The organism is Streptomyces sp. NPDC050287 (assembly GCF_044459385.1).
Lineage (GTDB): Bacteria > Actinomycetota > Actinomycetes > Streptomycetales > Streptomycetaceae > Streptomyces.
Genome location: NZ_JBITIY010000018.1, coordinates 96,588 through 110,350, shown reverse-complemented (window position 1 = coordinate 110,350; position 13,763 = coordinate 96,588). Strand labels below are relative to the sequence as shown.

Below are 13,763 nucleotides of genomic sequence, written 5' to 3'. Positions count from 1 at the left end.
TGCTCGACCCGGGGGCTCAGTCGGTGAATTCGTTGACGCCGAGGGCGAAGTCCCAGTGGCCGACCCCGTTGCCGGCGAGGCCCACCGTGACCAGGCCCATTCCTTCCAGCCAGTGCGCCATTTTCAGGCCGCCGACGTCCAGCGGGCGCAGCCCGAGGCTCTCGATGAATGCCTCCACGCCCGCCTTGGCCTCAGCATTGTCGCCGGCGATGAAGACGTTGGGCCGGCCCTTCTCCAGGACATTACGGAAGATGGTGTTGAAAGCCTTCACCACGCTGGCGCCGGCCGGGGCCACCTTGGCGACTTCCTGCGCGATCGACGTCTCCTCGCTGTGGGCCAGTCCGTCGAACGTGGCGTTGAAGGGGTTGCTGATGTCGACGATGACCTTGTCCGCGAGGGCGTCTCCGTACTCGGCGACGACCGGAACGACACCGTCGTACAACAGGGCCGTGATGACGATGTCCCCGGCCGGGACGGCGCCCCACGTGCCCGTCGTCGCGCCGCCGCCCAGAGCCTTGGCCAGGTCATCGGCCTTGGACTGATCGCGTCCCATGACCTCGACGGTGTTGCCGCCCGCCACCGCGAGCGTGCCGATGGTACGGGCCATGTTCCCCGTACCGATGAGGGTGATGCTGCTCATGAGGTGTGCTCTCTTCCCGTTCTCGAGGTGTCGCTCTGTCTCGTTCGTGCCGGTTCAGGCGCAAGGCGTCGGCCGCGACGCATCTGGGCCGACTGCCGAGCCTTTCCCGGCAATTCGTTGTGGCGACTGGGTTGTTGTGGGGTGTGCCCACGGCATTCCTGGTGTGGTTCAGATGGCGGTGGTGCCGCCGTCGGCGACCAGTTCCAGGCCGTTGACGTAGCTGGAGTCGTCGGAGGCGAGGAACAGGGCGACGGTGGCGATTTCTTCGGGGCGGCCCATCTTTCCGCGGGGGATGAGGGACTCGAATGCGTCCTTGGTCGCCTCGTCGAACAGTTCTTCCTGTTTGGCGGTGGCGACCTGGCCCGGGGTCAGGACGTTGACCCGGATCTTGCGGTCGCGCAGTTCGTTGAGCCAGACGCGGGCCCAGGCCTGCTGGACGGCCTTGCTTCCCGCGTAGAGGCTCCAGCCGGGGAAGGCGCCGAGGGAGGCGTTGGATCCGGTCATGAAGATCGAGCCGTTGTCGTTGATCAGCGGCAGCGCCTTCTGCACGGTGAACAGGGTGCCGCGCGCGTTGAGCCAGAAGGCGCGCTGGAACTGTTCCTCGGTGATCTCGCCGAGGACGGCGGGTTCGCCCATCCCGGCGCTGGCCCACAGCACGTCGATCGAGCCCTTTTCCCGCTTGACGGTGTCGTACAAGCGGTCCAGGTCGTCCAGTTCGGCCGCGTCACCCTGGACGGCGGTGATGTTGCGGCCGATCAGCTTGACGGCGTCGTCCAGTGCTTCCTGCCGCCGGGCCTGGATGAAGACGTGCGCTCCTTCCTCGACGAACAGTTTGGCGCCGGCCAGTGCCATGCCGGTGGATCCGCCGGTGATCACCGCTACCTTGCCATCGAGCTTTCCCACGATCACTCCGTTGAATTGATGGATATCTGAAACAGTGTGCTCATTCTGGGCCCGGGCCCGGCTATCAAGTTCCGATGTCGAATCCTTGTCCCGAATTCGATTCGGCCTCAATAGGCACCTATTCAGGCTGCCATTGGCCCGAGTGGGGTGTCCAAGACTTCTTTTAGCCGTGGTGATACCCTGAAGGCATCACCGGACGGGGAGACGCGATGGATCTGGACCTGCGCAAATTGCGTTACTTCGCCGCCGTGGCCGACCAGTTGCACTTCGGCCGCGCCGCCGATGAGCTGCATATCGCGCAGCCGGTGCTCAGCCGGCAGATCCGCGCGCTGGAGCAGGACCTCGGCGCCTCGCTGTTCACCAGGGATCGCCACGGCGTAGCGCTGACCGACGCGGGCCGACAGCTGCTGGCCGACGCCGGTCCGCTGCTCGCCTCCGCGCACGCGGTCCGCCGCCGGGTGTCCGTGGCCGCCCGCGGCAGCCGGCGGCTGATGGTCGGTTTCCGGGCGGGCATCCCGGTCATCCCGGCGGCGCGGGCGTTCGAGGCCCGGCACCCGGACGTGGTCGTGGACGTGCAGCGGATCGAAGGGGACGACCAGGCCCCGATGCTGCTCGACGGCCGCATCGACGTCGGCTACGTACGGCTGCCCATCGACGAGACCGGCCTGCGCGTCACCCCGCTGTACGCCGAGCCGCGGGTGGCGGTGCTGCCCGCCGGCCACCGGTTGGCCGGCAAGGAGGAGGTCACCGAGGCCGACCTGGCCGGCGAACCGCTGGTCTGGCATGCCGACCCGAGCACGCAGCCCACCAGGCGCCCGCACCCCAACGCCGGGTACCTGGTGCGCGGGGTGGACGAGACACTCGAGCATGTCGCGGCCGGCCGGGGCATCTCGTTCCTGGCCCGTTCGGCGTCCGTGTTCTACTCACATCCGGACGTCATCTATGTGCCCATCCCGGATCTGGCACCCGACCAGGTGTGCCTCGCGGCGGCGGCATCGCGCACCTCGCCGGTGGTCGATGACTTCTTCACCGCGGCTCAGGAAACGGCCGAGATCACGGCAGAATGCGGGAACTATGAAATGTGGCAGCTTGGAAGCGATGCCGTTTCAAAACGCGGCTGAGCAGTCCGACTGACAACAGCAGCGCCAAAGCAGGCACGCGGTCCCAGCAATGGCGAAGGAATTGAGCTCGAAGCCTCCGGCCTGTCCGGCGCGTACGCCCGCGTGATTTTCTCCAATGCCCGCGCTGTTCTCTCCGCAGCAGTGGAGTACGGCTACTCGCGCCGGACCCCATGCAACTCGCGCACCGTGACGCTCCCCGAAATGGGCACGCCCCGTGTCGTCACCTGGCAGCCGGACAGCGTTTTCGCCCTCCGTGACGCCATGGTTGAGCGCTTCCGGACCATGGTCGACATGGGCGCCGGACGCGGACTGCGACAGGGCGAGATTCTCGGACTGTGCGTCGACGAGCTGGACTCCGGGCACTGAGGTCCCACAGAGGATCCAGGCCATGAAAACGCCCCTGACTTGCGCCGTATGCGCAGGTCGGGGGCGTGATCACAAAACTTACTTCTTCTTTCCCTGGTTCTTGACCGCCTCAATGGCCGCCGCAGCCGCCTCGGGGTCGAGGTAGGTCCCGCCCGGCGTCACCGGCTTGAAGTTCGTGTCCAGTTCGTAGGACAGGGGGATGCCCGTCGGGATGTTGAGGCCCGCGATGTCGGCGTCGGAGATGCCGTCGAGGTGCTTCACCAGGGCGCGGAGGCTGTTGCCGTGGGCGGCGACGAGGACCGTGCGGCCGGTGAGAAGGTCGGGGACGATGCCGTCGAACCAGTACGGGAGCATGCGGACGACGACGTCCTTGAGGCACTCGGTCTGCGGGCGCAGCTCCGGCGGGAGCGTCGCGTAGCGCGGGTCGTCGAACTGGGAGAACTCCGCGTCGTTCGCCAGCGGCGGGGGCGGGGTGTCGTAAGAGCGGCGCCAGAGCATGAACTGCTCCTCGCCGAACTCCGCGAGGGTCTGGGCCTTGTCCTTGCCCTGGAGGGCGCCGTAGTGGCGTTCGTTCAGGCGCCAGGAGCGGTGGACCGGGATCCAGAGGCGGTCCGCGGACTCCAGGGCGAGCTGAGCGGTGCGGATGGCGCGCTTCTGGAGAGACGTGTGGACCACGTCGGGGAGCAGGCCGGCGTCCTTGAGCAGCTCACCGCCGCGGACTGCCTCCTTCTCACCCTTCTCGTTGAGGTTGACGTCCACCCAGCCGGTGAACAGGTTCTTCGCGTTCCATTCGCTCTCGCCGTGGCGGAGGAGGATCAGCTTGTACGGTGCGTCGGCCATGTGGATGAGCGTAATCCACGGGGTCGACGGGGCATACGGCCGCTCGGTAGGCGGACGGTTCGGCCCTCGGCCGACGGGATGCACCGGATCCACCTGATCCATCGGATCCACCTGACGACAGGATCCACCTTGGTCGTGCTCGTGCGGCCGTGCTCGGCCACGGCGGCGGCCATCGGCTACGCCGCCCTGATGCCGCGTATGCCGACGGCCGAACCGGTCGAGAACCCGACCGAGGAACCGGCTGGCGCCGAAGTCGCTCACGGATGCATCCGTGCCCCCTTGACGACCTTGTCCACCGCGTTGCGCGGGCCGTACACCGCCAGCCCCACCAGGTCGAGTTCGGCCGTCGGTACGGCCCGTACCGCCGCGCGGTTGTCGCGGTCGTTGCCCGTAGCGAAGAGGTCACCCGTGAAGAGGGCTCGCGGCAGGGCGCGGGACAGCACGCGCGCGTGGGCCGTCGTCAGGGTCTCCTTCGTGGCCTCGAAGACCATGACGGGCTGGCGGAACATCGGCAGGTAGGGCACGCCGTCGGCGTCCTCGTACGGCTCGCCGACCACCTCGGGAACCTGCGTGCCCAGGCCGCTGACCAGGAACGCCGTGACGTTGAGCCGCTGCCAGGGCTCCAGGTCCTCGCGCAGCAGGACGGCGATCTTGGTGTCGAATCGGATGGGTTCAGTACTCATGGAGCTCATGGAGCGAGACTGCCGAACGTCGTACGACAGCGTCTTGTACGTTTCTTGCATGGCCGCTCAAGAGGCCCGGCAAGCCAGGCAGGGCCCTCAAGCCCGACAGACCCCGCAAGGCCGACAGACTCCGCAAGGCCGGCAGACTCCGCAAGGCCGGCGTGACGTCTCCGCCTGGCATCCGGCCGTCCCGGGTGTCGTGGAGGTCTTCCACGCCCATTTCACCGAGTACGCGTACCCGATGCACGTCCATGACGCGTGGACGCTGCTCATCGTCGACGACGGGGCCGTACGGTACGACCTGGACCGGCACGAGCACGGCACCCCGCACGACACGGTGTCCCTGTTGCCGCCGCACGTGCCTCACAACGGCTCCCCCGTCACCCCGGACGGCTTCCGCAAGCGGGTGCTGTACCTCGACAGCAGCCGGCTCGGGGACGACCTGATCGGGCCCGCCGTCGACGCGCCCGACCTGCGCGACCCCCTGCTGCGGCTGCGCGTCGGGCAACTGCACACCGCGCTCACCCGGCCCGGCGACGAGCTGGAGGCGGCGAGCAGGCTGACCCTCGTCGGCGAGCGGCTGCGCACGCATCTGCGCCCGGGGCAGCAGGCGTCACGCGGTCCGCGCCGCGACCCGGTCCTCGCCCGCCGTCTGCGTGAACTCCTCGACGAGCGCGTTGTCGAGGGGCTTTCGCTGGAGGAGGCGGCACGGCTGGTCCAGGCTCATCCGGCGCATCTCGTACGGGCGTTCAGCAGCGCGTACGGCATCGCCCCGCACCAGTATCTGAACGCCCGCCGCGTCGACCAGGCCCGTCGGCTGCTGCTCGCGGACCGGGGACCCGCCGATGTCGCCGCCCTGACCGGTTTCCACGACCAGGCCCACCTCACCCGGCACTTCAAGAAGCTGGTGGGCGTGACTCCGGGGCGGTACCGCAACAGCTCCCGCATGTGAGGAGACCTCGGCCGCGGTCGGTGGTCCCGGAATCAGCCGTCCGAGCGTCGGGTCAGGTGCGCGAACGCGTCCAGGTTCCGGGTCGACTCGCCCCGGGACACCCGCCACGCGTACTCCTTGCGGATGGCGGAGGCGAAGCCCAGCTCCAGCAGGGTGTTGAAGGCGCCGTCGGCGGCCTCCAGGACCTGGCCGAGGAGGCGGTCGATCTCGTCGGCGGTGACCGCGGCCAGGGGCAGCTTGGCGGTGACGTAGACGTCGCCGAGCGGGTCGACGGCGTAACTGATGCCGTACAGCTTGAGGTTGCGCTCCAGGAGCCAGCGGTGGACGCCGGGCTCGTTCTCGTCGGGGTGACGGATGACGAAGGCGTTGAGCGACAGGGAGTGGCGGCCCACCAGCAGGGACACCGTGGTCGACAGTTTGCGGGTGCCGGGGAGCTTCACCACGTAGGTGCCGGGTGCGGGGCTCTCCCATTCCAGTTCGGCGTCCTTCAGGAACGCCTCGATGACCTGTGCCGTCCGGTCCGCGTCAGCCATGGTGGGAGCGTACGTGACGCCGGTACGACTGGGCGGCGGCCGTGTAGACGTCCGCCGTGGCGGCGGCCGCGGTGTCCCAGCCGAAGGACTGCGCGTGCCGGGCGGCGGCCTCGCCCATCCGCGCCGGTCGCGCGGGCTCGTCGGCGAAATCGCGCAGCACGCGCGCGTAGTCGGCGGGATTGTGCCCTTGTACGAGGACACCCGTCCGTCCGTCGCGCACGGCCACCGGCAGCCCGCCGACCGCGGCCGCCAGTACCGGGGTGCCGGCTGCCTGCGCCTCGATGGCGACCAGGCCGAAGGACTCGCTGTACGACGGCATGACCAGCACCGACGCCGCCCGGAACCAGTCGACGAGCTGGTCCTGGCTGACGGGCGGGTGGAACCGTACGACATCCGCGATACCGAGCCGGGACGCCAGCTTCTGCAGGCCCTCCGGCTTGGCGAGGCCGCTGCCGCTGAGGCCGCCGACGATCGGGACGACGATCCGGGAGCGCAGGTCGGGGCGCTCGTCCAGGAGGACGGCGATCGCGCGCAGCAGCACGTCCGGCGCCTTCAGGGGCTGGATGCGGCCCGCGAAGAGCGGGACCAGGGCGTCCTGAGGGAGCCCGAGGCGGGCGCGGGCGGCGGCGCGGCCGTCGGCCGGGCGGAAGCGGTCGAGGTTCACGCCGGGGTGAACGACGGCGACCTTGCCGGGTTCGGCGGCGTAATGCCGTACGAGGTCCTGGCGTTCCTCGGCCGTGTTCGCGATGAGGCGGTCGGCGGCGGCGACGATCTGGGTCTCGCCGATGACGCGGGCGACGGGTTCGGGCGTGTCGCCGTCGGCCAGGTTGGCGTTCTTGACCTTGGCCATGGTGTGCATGGCGTGCACCAGAGGGACGCCCCAGCGCTGGGCGGCGAGCCAGCCGACGTGGCCGGAGAGCCAGTAGTGGGAGTGCACCAGGTCGTAGTAGCCGGGGCGGTGGCCGGCCCAGGCCTGCATCACGCCGTGCGTGAAGGCGCACAGCTGGGCGGGGAGCTCCTCCTTGGCGAGGCCATCGTAAGGGCCGGCGTCGACGTGCCGGACGAGGACGCCGGGCGCGAGTTCGACGGTCGGCGCAAGGGCGGCCGTGGTGGCCCGCGTGAAGATCTCCACCTCGATGTTGATCGCGGCGAGACGCTGCGCGAGCTCCACGATGTAGACGTTCATGCCGCCCGCGTCGCCGGTGCCCGGCTGGTGGAGCGGTGAGGTGTGCACGGAGAGCATGGCGACGCGGCGGGGGCGTCGGTGCAGTCGCAGGCGCGGGGGTGCCGTTACAGAGCGACGCCCGAGCCTGCTGACGTACTGGCTCACGTGGCGTTCCTCCTTGCTACGGACATGCCGGACGGAGGGTGTGGGGCACCCTCCATGAGCGGGAACACCGGACGGAGGGGTTCCCATTCCGGGCGGGGCGGTTTTTGCCGAGGCGTTACCGGGTGCCGCTCAACCGTTCGAGATCGACGTGCGTTCTGTAAGGACGGTGCCGTCGGGTGAGGACCCTTCCGAGTCGTCGCAGTCGTCGCAGCCATCGCAGCCATCGCAGCCTTCGAAGGCACCGAAGGCACCAAAGGCGCCGAGGTCCTCAAAGTCATCGAGGCGTCGAGGTCGTCGAGCAAGGACCCGCCGAGTACCCGCATACCCTCGTACGCATGTCACCCCGCGCCGCCACCCGCCCCGTGGGTACAGTCACGCGCGGGACCACGAACCCCAATCGGCTGCGTCGCATGGACCGCTGGATCGCCGCGACGCACGGCGCCGAACTGCGCCGCGCAGCCGATCCCGTCGCCGTCGACCTCGGCTACGGTGCCGCCCCCTGGACGGCCGTCGAGTTGCTGCTGCGCCTGCGTACCGTCGCTCCCCGCGCGCGCGTGGTCGGCGTCGAGATAGAACCGGCGCGGGTCACGGCGGCGCGACCGTACGAGCGGGACGGGCTTCTCTTCCGGCACGGCGGCTTCGAGGTCCCCGTGCCCGGGCGGCCATTGCTCGTCCGGGCCGCCAATGTGCTGCGTCAGTACGACGAGGGCGAGGTGGCCGCCGTCTGGGAACGGCTCTGCTCCCGGCTCGCCCCGGTCGGCCAGGGCTCCCGGGGTGGGCTGCTCGTCGAGGGGACCTGCGACGAGGTCGGGCGCCGGCATGTGTGGGTGGCGCTCGGTCCGGAGGGGCCGCGCACGGTCACCTTCGCGACCCGGCTGGGCTCGCTGGAGCGCCCCTCCGACCTCGCCGAGCGACTGCCGAAGGCACTGATCCACCGCAACGTCCCGGGCGAGCCTGTGCACGCCTTCCTGCGCGACTTCGACCGCGCCTGGGCGGCCGCCGCGCCCTACGCCTCCTACGGTGCCCGCCAGCGCTGGATGCGAGCGGTACGGGACCTCGCCGCCGACTGGCCGGTGACGGACGGACCGGTGCGCTGGCGGCAGGGGGAAGTGACGGTGTCGTGGGGGGCGTTGGCGCCTCGAGGGTGACGGGTCATCCCCGGTACGCCAACGCCCCTTCCCTCGTTTCCGGGGTCCGGCTGAAGTGCGCGGAACGATCGCGGAACGATCTCCGTGAGTCGTTCGTCACAAAGACAGGGGGATCGTCATTCGACGGCCGGAACCGGGGGAGGAAGCCACCGCCTCTGTCGCTTTGCGCCATGACATGGCACCATCCCCAGGCGTCCGTAGGTTACTGACGGTTAATCAGTTTTGGGGGCAGGGATATGCGAGCGGGCAAGCGCGGGCTGATCACAGCGGCTGTGACCGTCGTCTGCGCGGTGACCGTGCTGGCGGCACCGGGCACGGCGTTCGCGGCTCCGACGCCGACGCCGGCCCCCACCCCCTCCACCTCCCCGACGCCCGCGTCCGACAAGGACCTTGAGGCCGTACGCAAGAAACTGGACGACCTCTACCACGCGGCGGCGGTGGCCACGGACGCGTACAACGACGCCGAGGAGAAGGCCGAGCGGCAGTCGGCCGAGATCGTCGCGCTGGCCAGGAGGATCGTCGAGGGCGAGGAGAAGCTGGACCGGCTGAAGGACCGCGCCGGTGCCGCGGCCCGTGCCCAGTACCGCGGCGGCGGGCTGCCGGACGAGGCGCAGTTGATGCTCAGCGACAACCCGCAGGAGTTCCTCGACGGCGCCGGCCGGGTGCTCCAGGGCCAGCGCGCGACCAAGGCCCTCATCAGGGAAATGACCCGCACCCAGCAGGACCTGCGGCAGTACGCCAAGGGCGCCTCCTCGCAGTGGAGAAAGCTCGAGGCGGGCCGCAGGGCCAAGGCGGCGGCCAAGAAGGAGATCAAGGAGCAGATCGCGGCGGCCGAGAAGCTCGAGTCGCGGCTGCGGAAGGAGGAGAAGGAGCGCCTCGCGGAGCTGGACCGCCGGGCCGCGCTGAAGGCGCAGACCGCCTGGCTGGACTCCGGAGTCCTCGACGAGATCAAGGGCAAGGCCTCCGCCGCGGGCCGGAAGGCGGTGGAGTTCGCCACGGCCCAGATGGGCAAACCGTACGAATGGGGTGCCGAGGGTCCGGACACGTACGACTGCTCCGGTCTGACCTCGCAGGCCTGGGCGAGCGCCGGCAGCCCGATCCCGCGCACCTCCCAGCAGCAGTGGCAGCAGCTGAAGCATGTGCCCGTCAAGGACATGCGCCCCGGAGACCTGATCATCTACTTCGGCGACGCCAGTCATGTCGCGATGTATCTGGGCGACGGCGCGGTCGTGCACGCCCCGCGTCCAGGGCGCACGGTGACGGTCACGGGGGCCGGGTCGATGCCGATACTCGGGGTGGTGCGGCCGGGCGCGTGAGCGTCTGGGGGTGGCGCGGGCCGTGCGAGACCGGGCGCGTGAGCGTCTGCAGGTGGCGCGGGCCGTGCGAGACCGGGCGCGTGAGCGTCTGCAGGTGGCGCGGGCCACGTGACCTGGCCCACCTCAAACCTGCTGCGGACGTGACGTTCGTCATCCTGGCAGCATTGGCGACCTGTCCAACTGCGGTACGGATCGCGGCATATGACAGCGGCGCGCGGCCATACCGGGTGTCCCACACCATTCCGTTGCGACGCCGACTACCGCTATGGTCCCCGTCGGTAGGCCGAGGTCCCTCGTCCTGCCATGCCCTCGGGGGGAGGGAAGGAACCCACGACGATGCCCGTACCCGTACCGCGGCAGAGAGCGATCCCGGCCGCGGAGAGTGGTCAGGCGCAGGCCGCGTCCTCAGGCGCCGGCCCCTCACCGGAAGGGGCCTCGCGCAAGGCGGCGGCCCCGGCCGGCAACACCGCGGCCGGGTCCACCGGCCGCACCGCCCCTGCCACACCCGGCACCGACGCCGGCACCGCCATCGCCGCCTCGGGCACCACCGGTCCTGCCGGCGCCGGCGTCCAGGCGGGTGCCCCCACCCTCACCCTCCTGGTGATCGAGGACGACCCGGGCGCCTCCGCGGTCGTGCCCGAGCTGCTCGACTCGGCCGGCAAGCCGATCCGGGTGCGAACCGCCCGCAACCTCACCGAGGCCGGGCGGCTGCTCACCGACGACGTCCACTGCATCCTGCTGGACCTCGCGCTGCCCACCCCCGGCCCGGCCCAGGACGACGACGAGCTGGCCGTACTCCGGCATGTGCTGGAACTCGCGCCCCGGCACGCCGTACTCGCGCTGACCGCCTCCGGTGACGCCGAGCGCGGCGCCGAAGCCGTACGCGTGGGCGCCCAGGACTACCTCTTCCGGGACGAGCTGGACGGCCGGCTGCTGAGCCGGGCGATCCGGTACGCCGTGGAGCGCAAGCGGTCCGACACGGCCGAGCGGCGGCTCGCCGAGGGCAGGCTGCGCGCCCAGGAGAACCGCCGGCTGGAGCGCGGTCTGCTGCCCACGCCCCTCCTGGAGGGATCCTCGCTCCGTTTCGCCGCGCGGTACCGCCCCGGCCGCTCCCGCGCGCTGCTCGGCGGCGATTTCTACGACACCGTGCGCACCCCGGACGGCACGGTCCACGCCATGATCGGCGACGTCTGCGGACACGGCCCGGACGAGGCGGCGCTCGGTGTGGAGCTGCGCATCGCCTGGCGCGCGCTGACGCTGGCGGGACTGTGCGGCGACCAGTTGCTCGGCACGCTCCAGCAGGTCCTGGAGCACGAGCGCTCCGACGACGAGATCTTCGCCACGCTGTGCACGGTCGACATCGCACCGGACGGCCGCCACGCGGGCCTGTGCCTCGCCGGGCACCCGGCCCCGCTGATCGCCCGCCCCGGCCGGCCCGTCCAGCTGCTGCCGTACGAAAACAACGGCCCCGCCCTCGGCATGCTGCCCGGTGCGCGCTGGCCGCGGACACAGGTGGAGCTGGGGGCCGAGTGGAGCCTGATGCTCTACACCGACGGCCTGATCGAGGGCCATGTCGGTGAGGGCCGGGAGCGGCTGGGGCAGGACGGCATGGTGGAGCTGGTGCGCCGCCAGCTCTCCGAGGGGCTGCGCGGGGAGGAGTTGCTGCGGGCCACCGTGAACGAGGCCCGAAATCTCAACGGGGGCGAACTGACGGACGACGTGGCGGTGCTGCTGCTGGACCGGACGGCCTGAGCGGGAACACACGATGACGCGCCGGCCGTGAAGCTCGGCCAACCCGCCTTGTCATCGAGGGCGTTCGCGGCAGGTGCCCGGGTCCCGCGCGGCGGGGCCGCCGGTCGACACCACCCACCGGTCTCCTCAGCGGCCGCCGTTATAAGGCCCGTACGGCCCGTCGCTGCTGGAGCCGCCGCGCCTGCTGCGCCCGCCGCCCGGGAGGCCGCGCAGGGCGGGACGTACGTCAACCATGTACACGATCGTGGCGATGACGCCGATGATCGGCAGGAACGACAGGATGTTGAAGATCAGGTTCACCACGAAGGCGAGCCCGAGGATGATCAGCCAGAACGGCTTGGTCTTCTTGTCGGCCGCGCGGTAGGCGTCCTCACGGCGCGTGGCGGCGTCGATCAGCGCGAAGCCACTGAAAAGGATCAGGGCCATGCTCAGCAGCCACATGAACCCGGCGAATCCCTGCATCAGCACTACGTCCACCACCAGACTCGGCTCGTCGTCACGCGGTCACCGTACCCGTTCCCGGAAGCCCGCTACCCGCTGAACGGGCCGGGCACTCCGAGAGTGCCCGGCCCGTGATCCGTACCGCGGTGCCTTACTTCGCGGGCGGCGTGGCCTTCTTGGCGGTGGCGGTGGGCGTGTTGGCCGTGGTGGTCGTGGCGGGCTTGCGGGCCGGAGCCTTCTTCGCGGCGGCCGGCTTCTTCGCCGAAGCGGGCTCGACCTTGGTCTCGGCGGGCTTCGGCACGGCCTTGACCGCGGCCGGGGCCGGCGTCGACGCCGGCTTCGGCGCCGGTGTCGACTTCGGCGTCGACTTCGGCGCGACGTCGGGCTCGACGGCGATCGCCAGTTCCTCGATCTCCTCGGCGGCCTCGCCGCGCCAGGTCTTCACGGTCTGCTCGCCGTGCTCGGCGACCTTCTCGTAGGTCTCGCGGGCCTTGACGGCGTACTCGGCGGCGACGCCGACGCTGCGCAGCGCGAAGTCCTGGGCGGTCTCGCCGAGCTTCTTCAGGTCCGCGTCGAGGGTGCTGCCGAGCTTCTTGATGTCACCGTCGAGGCCGCCGAGGAACTCGCCGACCTTGGCCTGGATGCTCTCCTGAGCCTCCTTCGCCTTGGCCTGGGCCTCCTTGGCGCGCGCCTGGGCCTTCTCCTGGACGGTCTTGGGGTCGGTGTTGCGTACGGCGTCGATCCGCGCCGGAGCCTCGGCCCGCAGCTGCTCCACCAGACCGGGCACCTTCTTGGCCTGCTGAAGGGCCAGGTCGGCGGTGCCGGCGGCGAAGTAGAGCGGAGTCGGGTCGCTGAGGGTCTTGCGCAGGTCGTCGGTGATGGCCATGGTGAGGGTCCTCCCGGATTCACGTTCGGCTGAGGGTTGTGGTGGTCCGCAGTCAGGCGGCCGGTGCCCTGGTCCGGCTCAACTGGCCGTCTGCTGCGGGTCGGCGTCATTGCCGCCGGTTGTGCGAGTACGTCGGGTGGGCGTGCGCCCGCCCGCCGTGCGGGTCTCTCGTACGGCGAGGTCACCGTTCCGGGCGGCCGGGTCGCCGTCACTCAGGGCATCGTCACCCGGAGCGCCGACCTTGACCCCTTTGTCCGTCCCGCCGTCCTCCTCGCCCGCCTCGTCGATCCCGAATCCGTTCTCCTTGCGGAAGGACTCGTAGATCTGGAGCAGCACCTGCTTCTGCCGCTCGTTCAGCGCGGGATCGGCGAGTATGACCGCGATGGTCTCCACCTCGTCCCGGTCCCGCTCGGCGTCGAGGATCCCGGCCCGCACGTACAGCGTCTCGGCGGAGATCCGCAGCGCCTTGGCGACCTGCTGCAACACCTCCGCGCTCGGCTTGCGCAGCCCGCGCTCGATCTGGCTCAGATACGGATTGGACACCCCGGCGGCATCGGCGAGCTGCCTGAGCGACAGCTGCGCAGTGCGCCGCTGCTCGCGCAGATACTCACCGAGATTGCCGACGTTGAGCGATGCCATGCCCCCACCTTGCCCCACCCCCGCTAACTATTGCAAGCACCCGCTTGCAATAGTGTGTCACGCCACGTGCGACCGAGTGAGCCTGAGCGCGATAGGTGTCGTATTTGCAGGACAACTGTCGTCATCCGCGTCCGGCCTCCTGGTGCAGGTGCTTTTGGGCCGGCCTCCGCGAGTCGCCGAGAAACGGCGTTGTCGGTGGGCTCTGCCAGGGTG

General features: G+C 70.2%; 15 protein-coding genes. 6 read left to right on the top strand and 9 right to left on the bottom strand.

What is annotated here, in order from left to right; translation table 11 throughout:
• Positions 1-16: 16 nt before the first annotated feature.
• Together ACIBK3_RS41065 and ACIBK3_RS41060 are read right to left on the bottom strand one after the other, a co-directional pair.
• Entirely contained in the window at positions 17-640 is a 624-nt protein-coding gene (locus ACIBK3_RS41065) for an NADPH-dependent F420 reductase (protein ID WP_399373237.1), read from the bottom strand.
• 168 nt (positions 641-808) lie between these two features.
• Positions 809-1,543 (bottom strand): SDR family NAD(P)-dependent oxidoreductase, encoded by a 735-nt coding sequence (locus ACIBK3_RS41060; protein WP_399373235.1) that lies wholly within the window; start codon positions 1,541-1,543, stop codon positions 809-811.
• A gap of 209 nt (positions 1,544-1,752) precedes the next feature.
• Between ACIBK3_RS41060 and ACIBK3_RS41055 the strand changes: the two genes are divergently transcribed.
• Together ACIBK3_RS41055 and ACIBK3_RS41050 are read left to right on the top strand one after the other, a co-directional pair.
• Entirely contained in the window at positions 1,753-2,664 is a 912-nt protein-coding gene (locus ACIBK3_RS41055; RefSeq protein ID WP_399373234.1) for a LysR family transcriptional regulator, read from the top strand.
• Between the two features lie 201 nt (positions 2,665-2,865).
• On the top strand, positions 2,866-3,030 hold the full coding sequence (locus ACIBK3_RS41050) for a hypothetical protein (protein ID WP_399373233.1): 165 nt from the start codon (positions 2,866-2,868) through the stop codon (positions 3,028-3,030).
• A 78-nt stretch (positions 3,031-3,108) separates the two neighbouring features.
• Here the strand turns inward: ACIBK3_RS41050 and ACIBK3_RS41045 are convergent, their stop codons facing one another.
• The gene (locus ACIBK3_RS41045; RefSeq protein WP_399373232.1) at positions 3,109-3,870 is read right to left on the bottom strand and encodes a phosphoglyceromutase; all 762 of its coding nucleotides are present in this window, start codon (positions 3,868-3,870) and stop codon (positions 3,109-3,111) included.
• Between the two features lie 257 nt (positions 3,871-4,127).
• Positions 4,128-4,553 carry a DUF2000 domain-containing protein gene (locus tag ACIBK3_RS41040; protein WP_043204514.1) on the bottom strand — a complete coding sequence of 142 codons (426 nt, stop codon included), beginning with the start codon at positions 4,551-4,553 and terminating at the stop codon, positions 4,128-4,130.
• A 58-nt stretch (positions 4,554-4,611) separates the two neighbouring features.
• On the opposite strand from ACIBK3_RS41040, the gene ACIBK3_RS41035 reads away from it, so the two are divergent.
• Positions 4,612-5,505, top strand: a complete 894-nt coding sequence (locus tag ACIBK3_RS41035; RefSeq protein WP_399373231.1) for an AraC family transcriptional regulator — start codon at positions 4,612-4,614, stop codon at positions 5,503-5,505.
• Between the two features lie 32 nt (positions 5,506-5,537).
• Here the strand turns inward: ACIBK3_RS41035 and ACIBK3_RS41030 are convergent, their stop codons facing one another.
• A complete protein-coding gene (locus ACIBK3_RS41030; protein WP_399373229.1) occupies positions 5,538-6,038 on the bottom strand; it encodes a YbjN domain-containing protein in 501 nt (166 codons plus the stop codon).
• Positions 6,031-7,368, bottom strand: coding sequence for a D-inositol-3-phosphate glycosyltransferase (gene mshA, locus ACIBK3_RS41025; RefSeq protein WP_399373228.1), 1,338 nt, complete (start codon positions 7,366-7,368; stop codon positions 6,031-6,033). The genes ACIBK3_RS41030 and mshA overlap by 8 nt, the downstream gene beginning before the upstream one ends.
• Before the next feature lie 335 nt (positions 7,369-7,703).
• Between mshA and ACIBK3_RS41020 the strand changes: the two genes are divergently transcribed.
• The 3 genes from ACIBK3_RS41020 to ACIBK3_RS41010 all read left to right on the top strand — a co-directional run bounded on the left by ACIBK3_RS41020 (position 7,704) and on the right by ACIBK3_RS41010 (position 11,584).
• A complete protein-coding gene (locus tag ACIBK3_RS41020; protein ID WP_399373227.1) occupies positions 7,704-8,516 on the top strand; it encodes a class I SAM-dependent methyltransferase in 813 nt (270 codons plus the stop codon).
• A gap of 236 nt (positions 8,517-8,752) precedes the next feature.
• Positions 8,753-9,832, top strand: a complete 1,080-nt coding sequence (locus ACIBK3_RS41015; protein WP_399373226.1) for an NlpC/P60 family protein — start codon at positions 8,753-8,755, stop codon at positions 9,830-9,832.
• A gap of 336 nt (positions 9,833-10,168) precedes the next feature.
• On the top strand, positions 10,169-11,584 hold the full coding sequence (locus tag ACIBK3_RS41010; protein WP_399373224.1) for a PP2C family protein-serine/threonine phosphatase: 1,416 nt from the start codon (positions 10,169-10,171) through the stop codon (positions 11,582-11,584).
• Positions 11,585-11,710: 126 nt separating this feature from the next.
• On the opposite strand, the gene ACIBK3_RS41005 is transcribed toward ACIBK3_RS41010, so the two are convergent.
• From ACIBK3_RS41005 to ACIBK3_RS40995, 3 genes are all read right to left on the bottom strand, one after another.
• Positions 11,711-12,046: a DUF2516 family protein gene (locus ACIBK3_RS41005; RefSeq protein WP_399373327.1), complete on the bottom strand. Its 336-nt coding sequence runs from the start codon at positions 12,044-12,046 to the stop codon at positions 11,711-11,713.
• Positions 12,047-12,176: 130 nt separating this feature from the next.
• On the bottom strand, positions 12,177-12,911 hold the full coding sequence (locus ACIBK3_RS41000) for a hypothetical protein (protein WP_399373223.1): 735 nt from the start codon (positions 12,909-12,911) through the stop codon (positions 12,177-12,179).
• Positions 12,912-12,989: 78 nt separating this feature from the next.
• Entirely contained in the window at positions 12,990-13,550 is a 561-nt protein-coding gene (locus ACIBK3_RS40995) for a helix-turn-helix domain-containing protein (RefSeq protein ID WP_399373222.1), read from the bottom strand.
• Positions 13,551-13,763 lie beyond the last annotated feature (213 nt).

Coding starts and splice junctions, on each gene's coding strand:
- ACIBK3_RS41065 (WP_399373237.1), bottom strand. CDS start 640: ATGAGCAGCATCACCCTCATCGGTACGGGGAACATGGCCCGTACCATC.
- ACIBK3_RS41055 (WP_399373234.1), top strand. CDS start 1,753: ATGGATCTGGACCTGCGCAAATTGCGTTACTTCGCCGCCGTGGCCGAC.
- ACIBK3_RS41050 (WP_399373233.1), top strand. CDS start 2,866: ATGGGCACGCCCCGTGTCGTCACCTGGCAGCCGGACAGCGTTTTCGCC.
- ACIBK3_RS41045 (WP_399373232.1), bottom strand. CDS start 3,870: ATGGCCGACGCACCGTACAAGCTGATCCTCCTCCGCCACGGCGAGAGC.
- ACIBK3_RS41040 (WP_043204514.1), bottom strand. CDS start 4,553: ATGAGTACTGAACCCATCCGATTCGACACCAAGATCGCCGTCCTGCTG.
- ACIBK3_RS41035 (WP_399373231.1), top strand. CDS start 4,612: ATGGCCGCTCAAGAGGCCCGGCAAGCCAGGCAGGGCCCTCAAGCCCGA.
- ACIBK3_RS41030 (WP_399373229.1), bottom strand. CDS start 6,038: ATGGCTGACGCGGACCGGACGGCACAGGTCATCGAGGCGTTCCTGAAG.
- ACIBK3_RS41020 (WP_399373227.1), top strand. CDS start 7,704: ATGTCACCCCGCGCCGCCACCCGCCCCGTGGGTACAGTCACGCGCGGG.
- ACIBK3_RS41015 (WP_399373226.1), top strand. CDS start 8,753: ATGCGAGCGGGCAAGCGCGGGCTGATCACAGCGGCTGTGACCGTCGTC.
- ACIBK3_RS41010 (WP_399373224.1), top strand. CDS start 10,169: ATGCCCGTACCCGTACCGCGGCAGAGAGCGATCCCGGCCGCGGAGAGT.
- ACIBK3_RS41005 (WP_399373327.1), bottom strand. CDS start 12,046: ATGCAGGGATTCGCCGGGTTCATGTGGCTGCTGAGCATGGCCCTGATC.
- ACIBK3_RS41000 (WP_399373223.1), bottom strand. CDS start 12,911: ATGGCCATCACCGACGACCTGCGCAAGACCCTCAGCGACCCGACTCCG.
- ACIBK3_RS40995 (WP_399373222.1), bottom strand. CDS start 13,550: ATGGCATCGCTCAACGTCGGCAATCTCGGTGAGTATCTGCGCGAGCAG.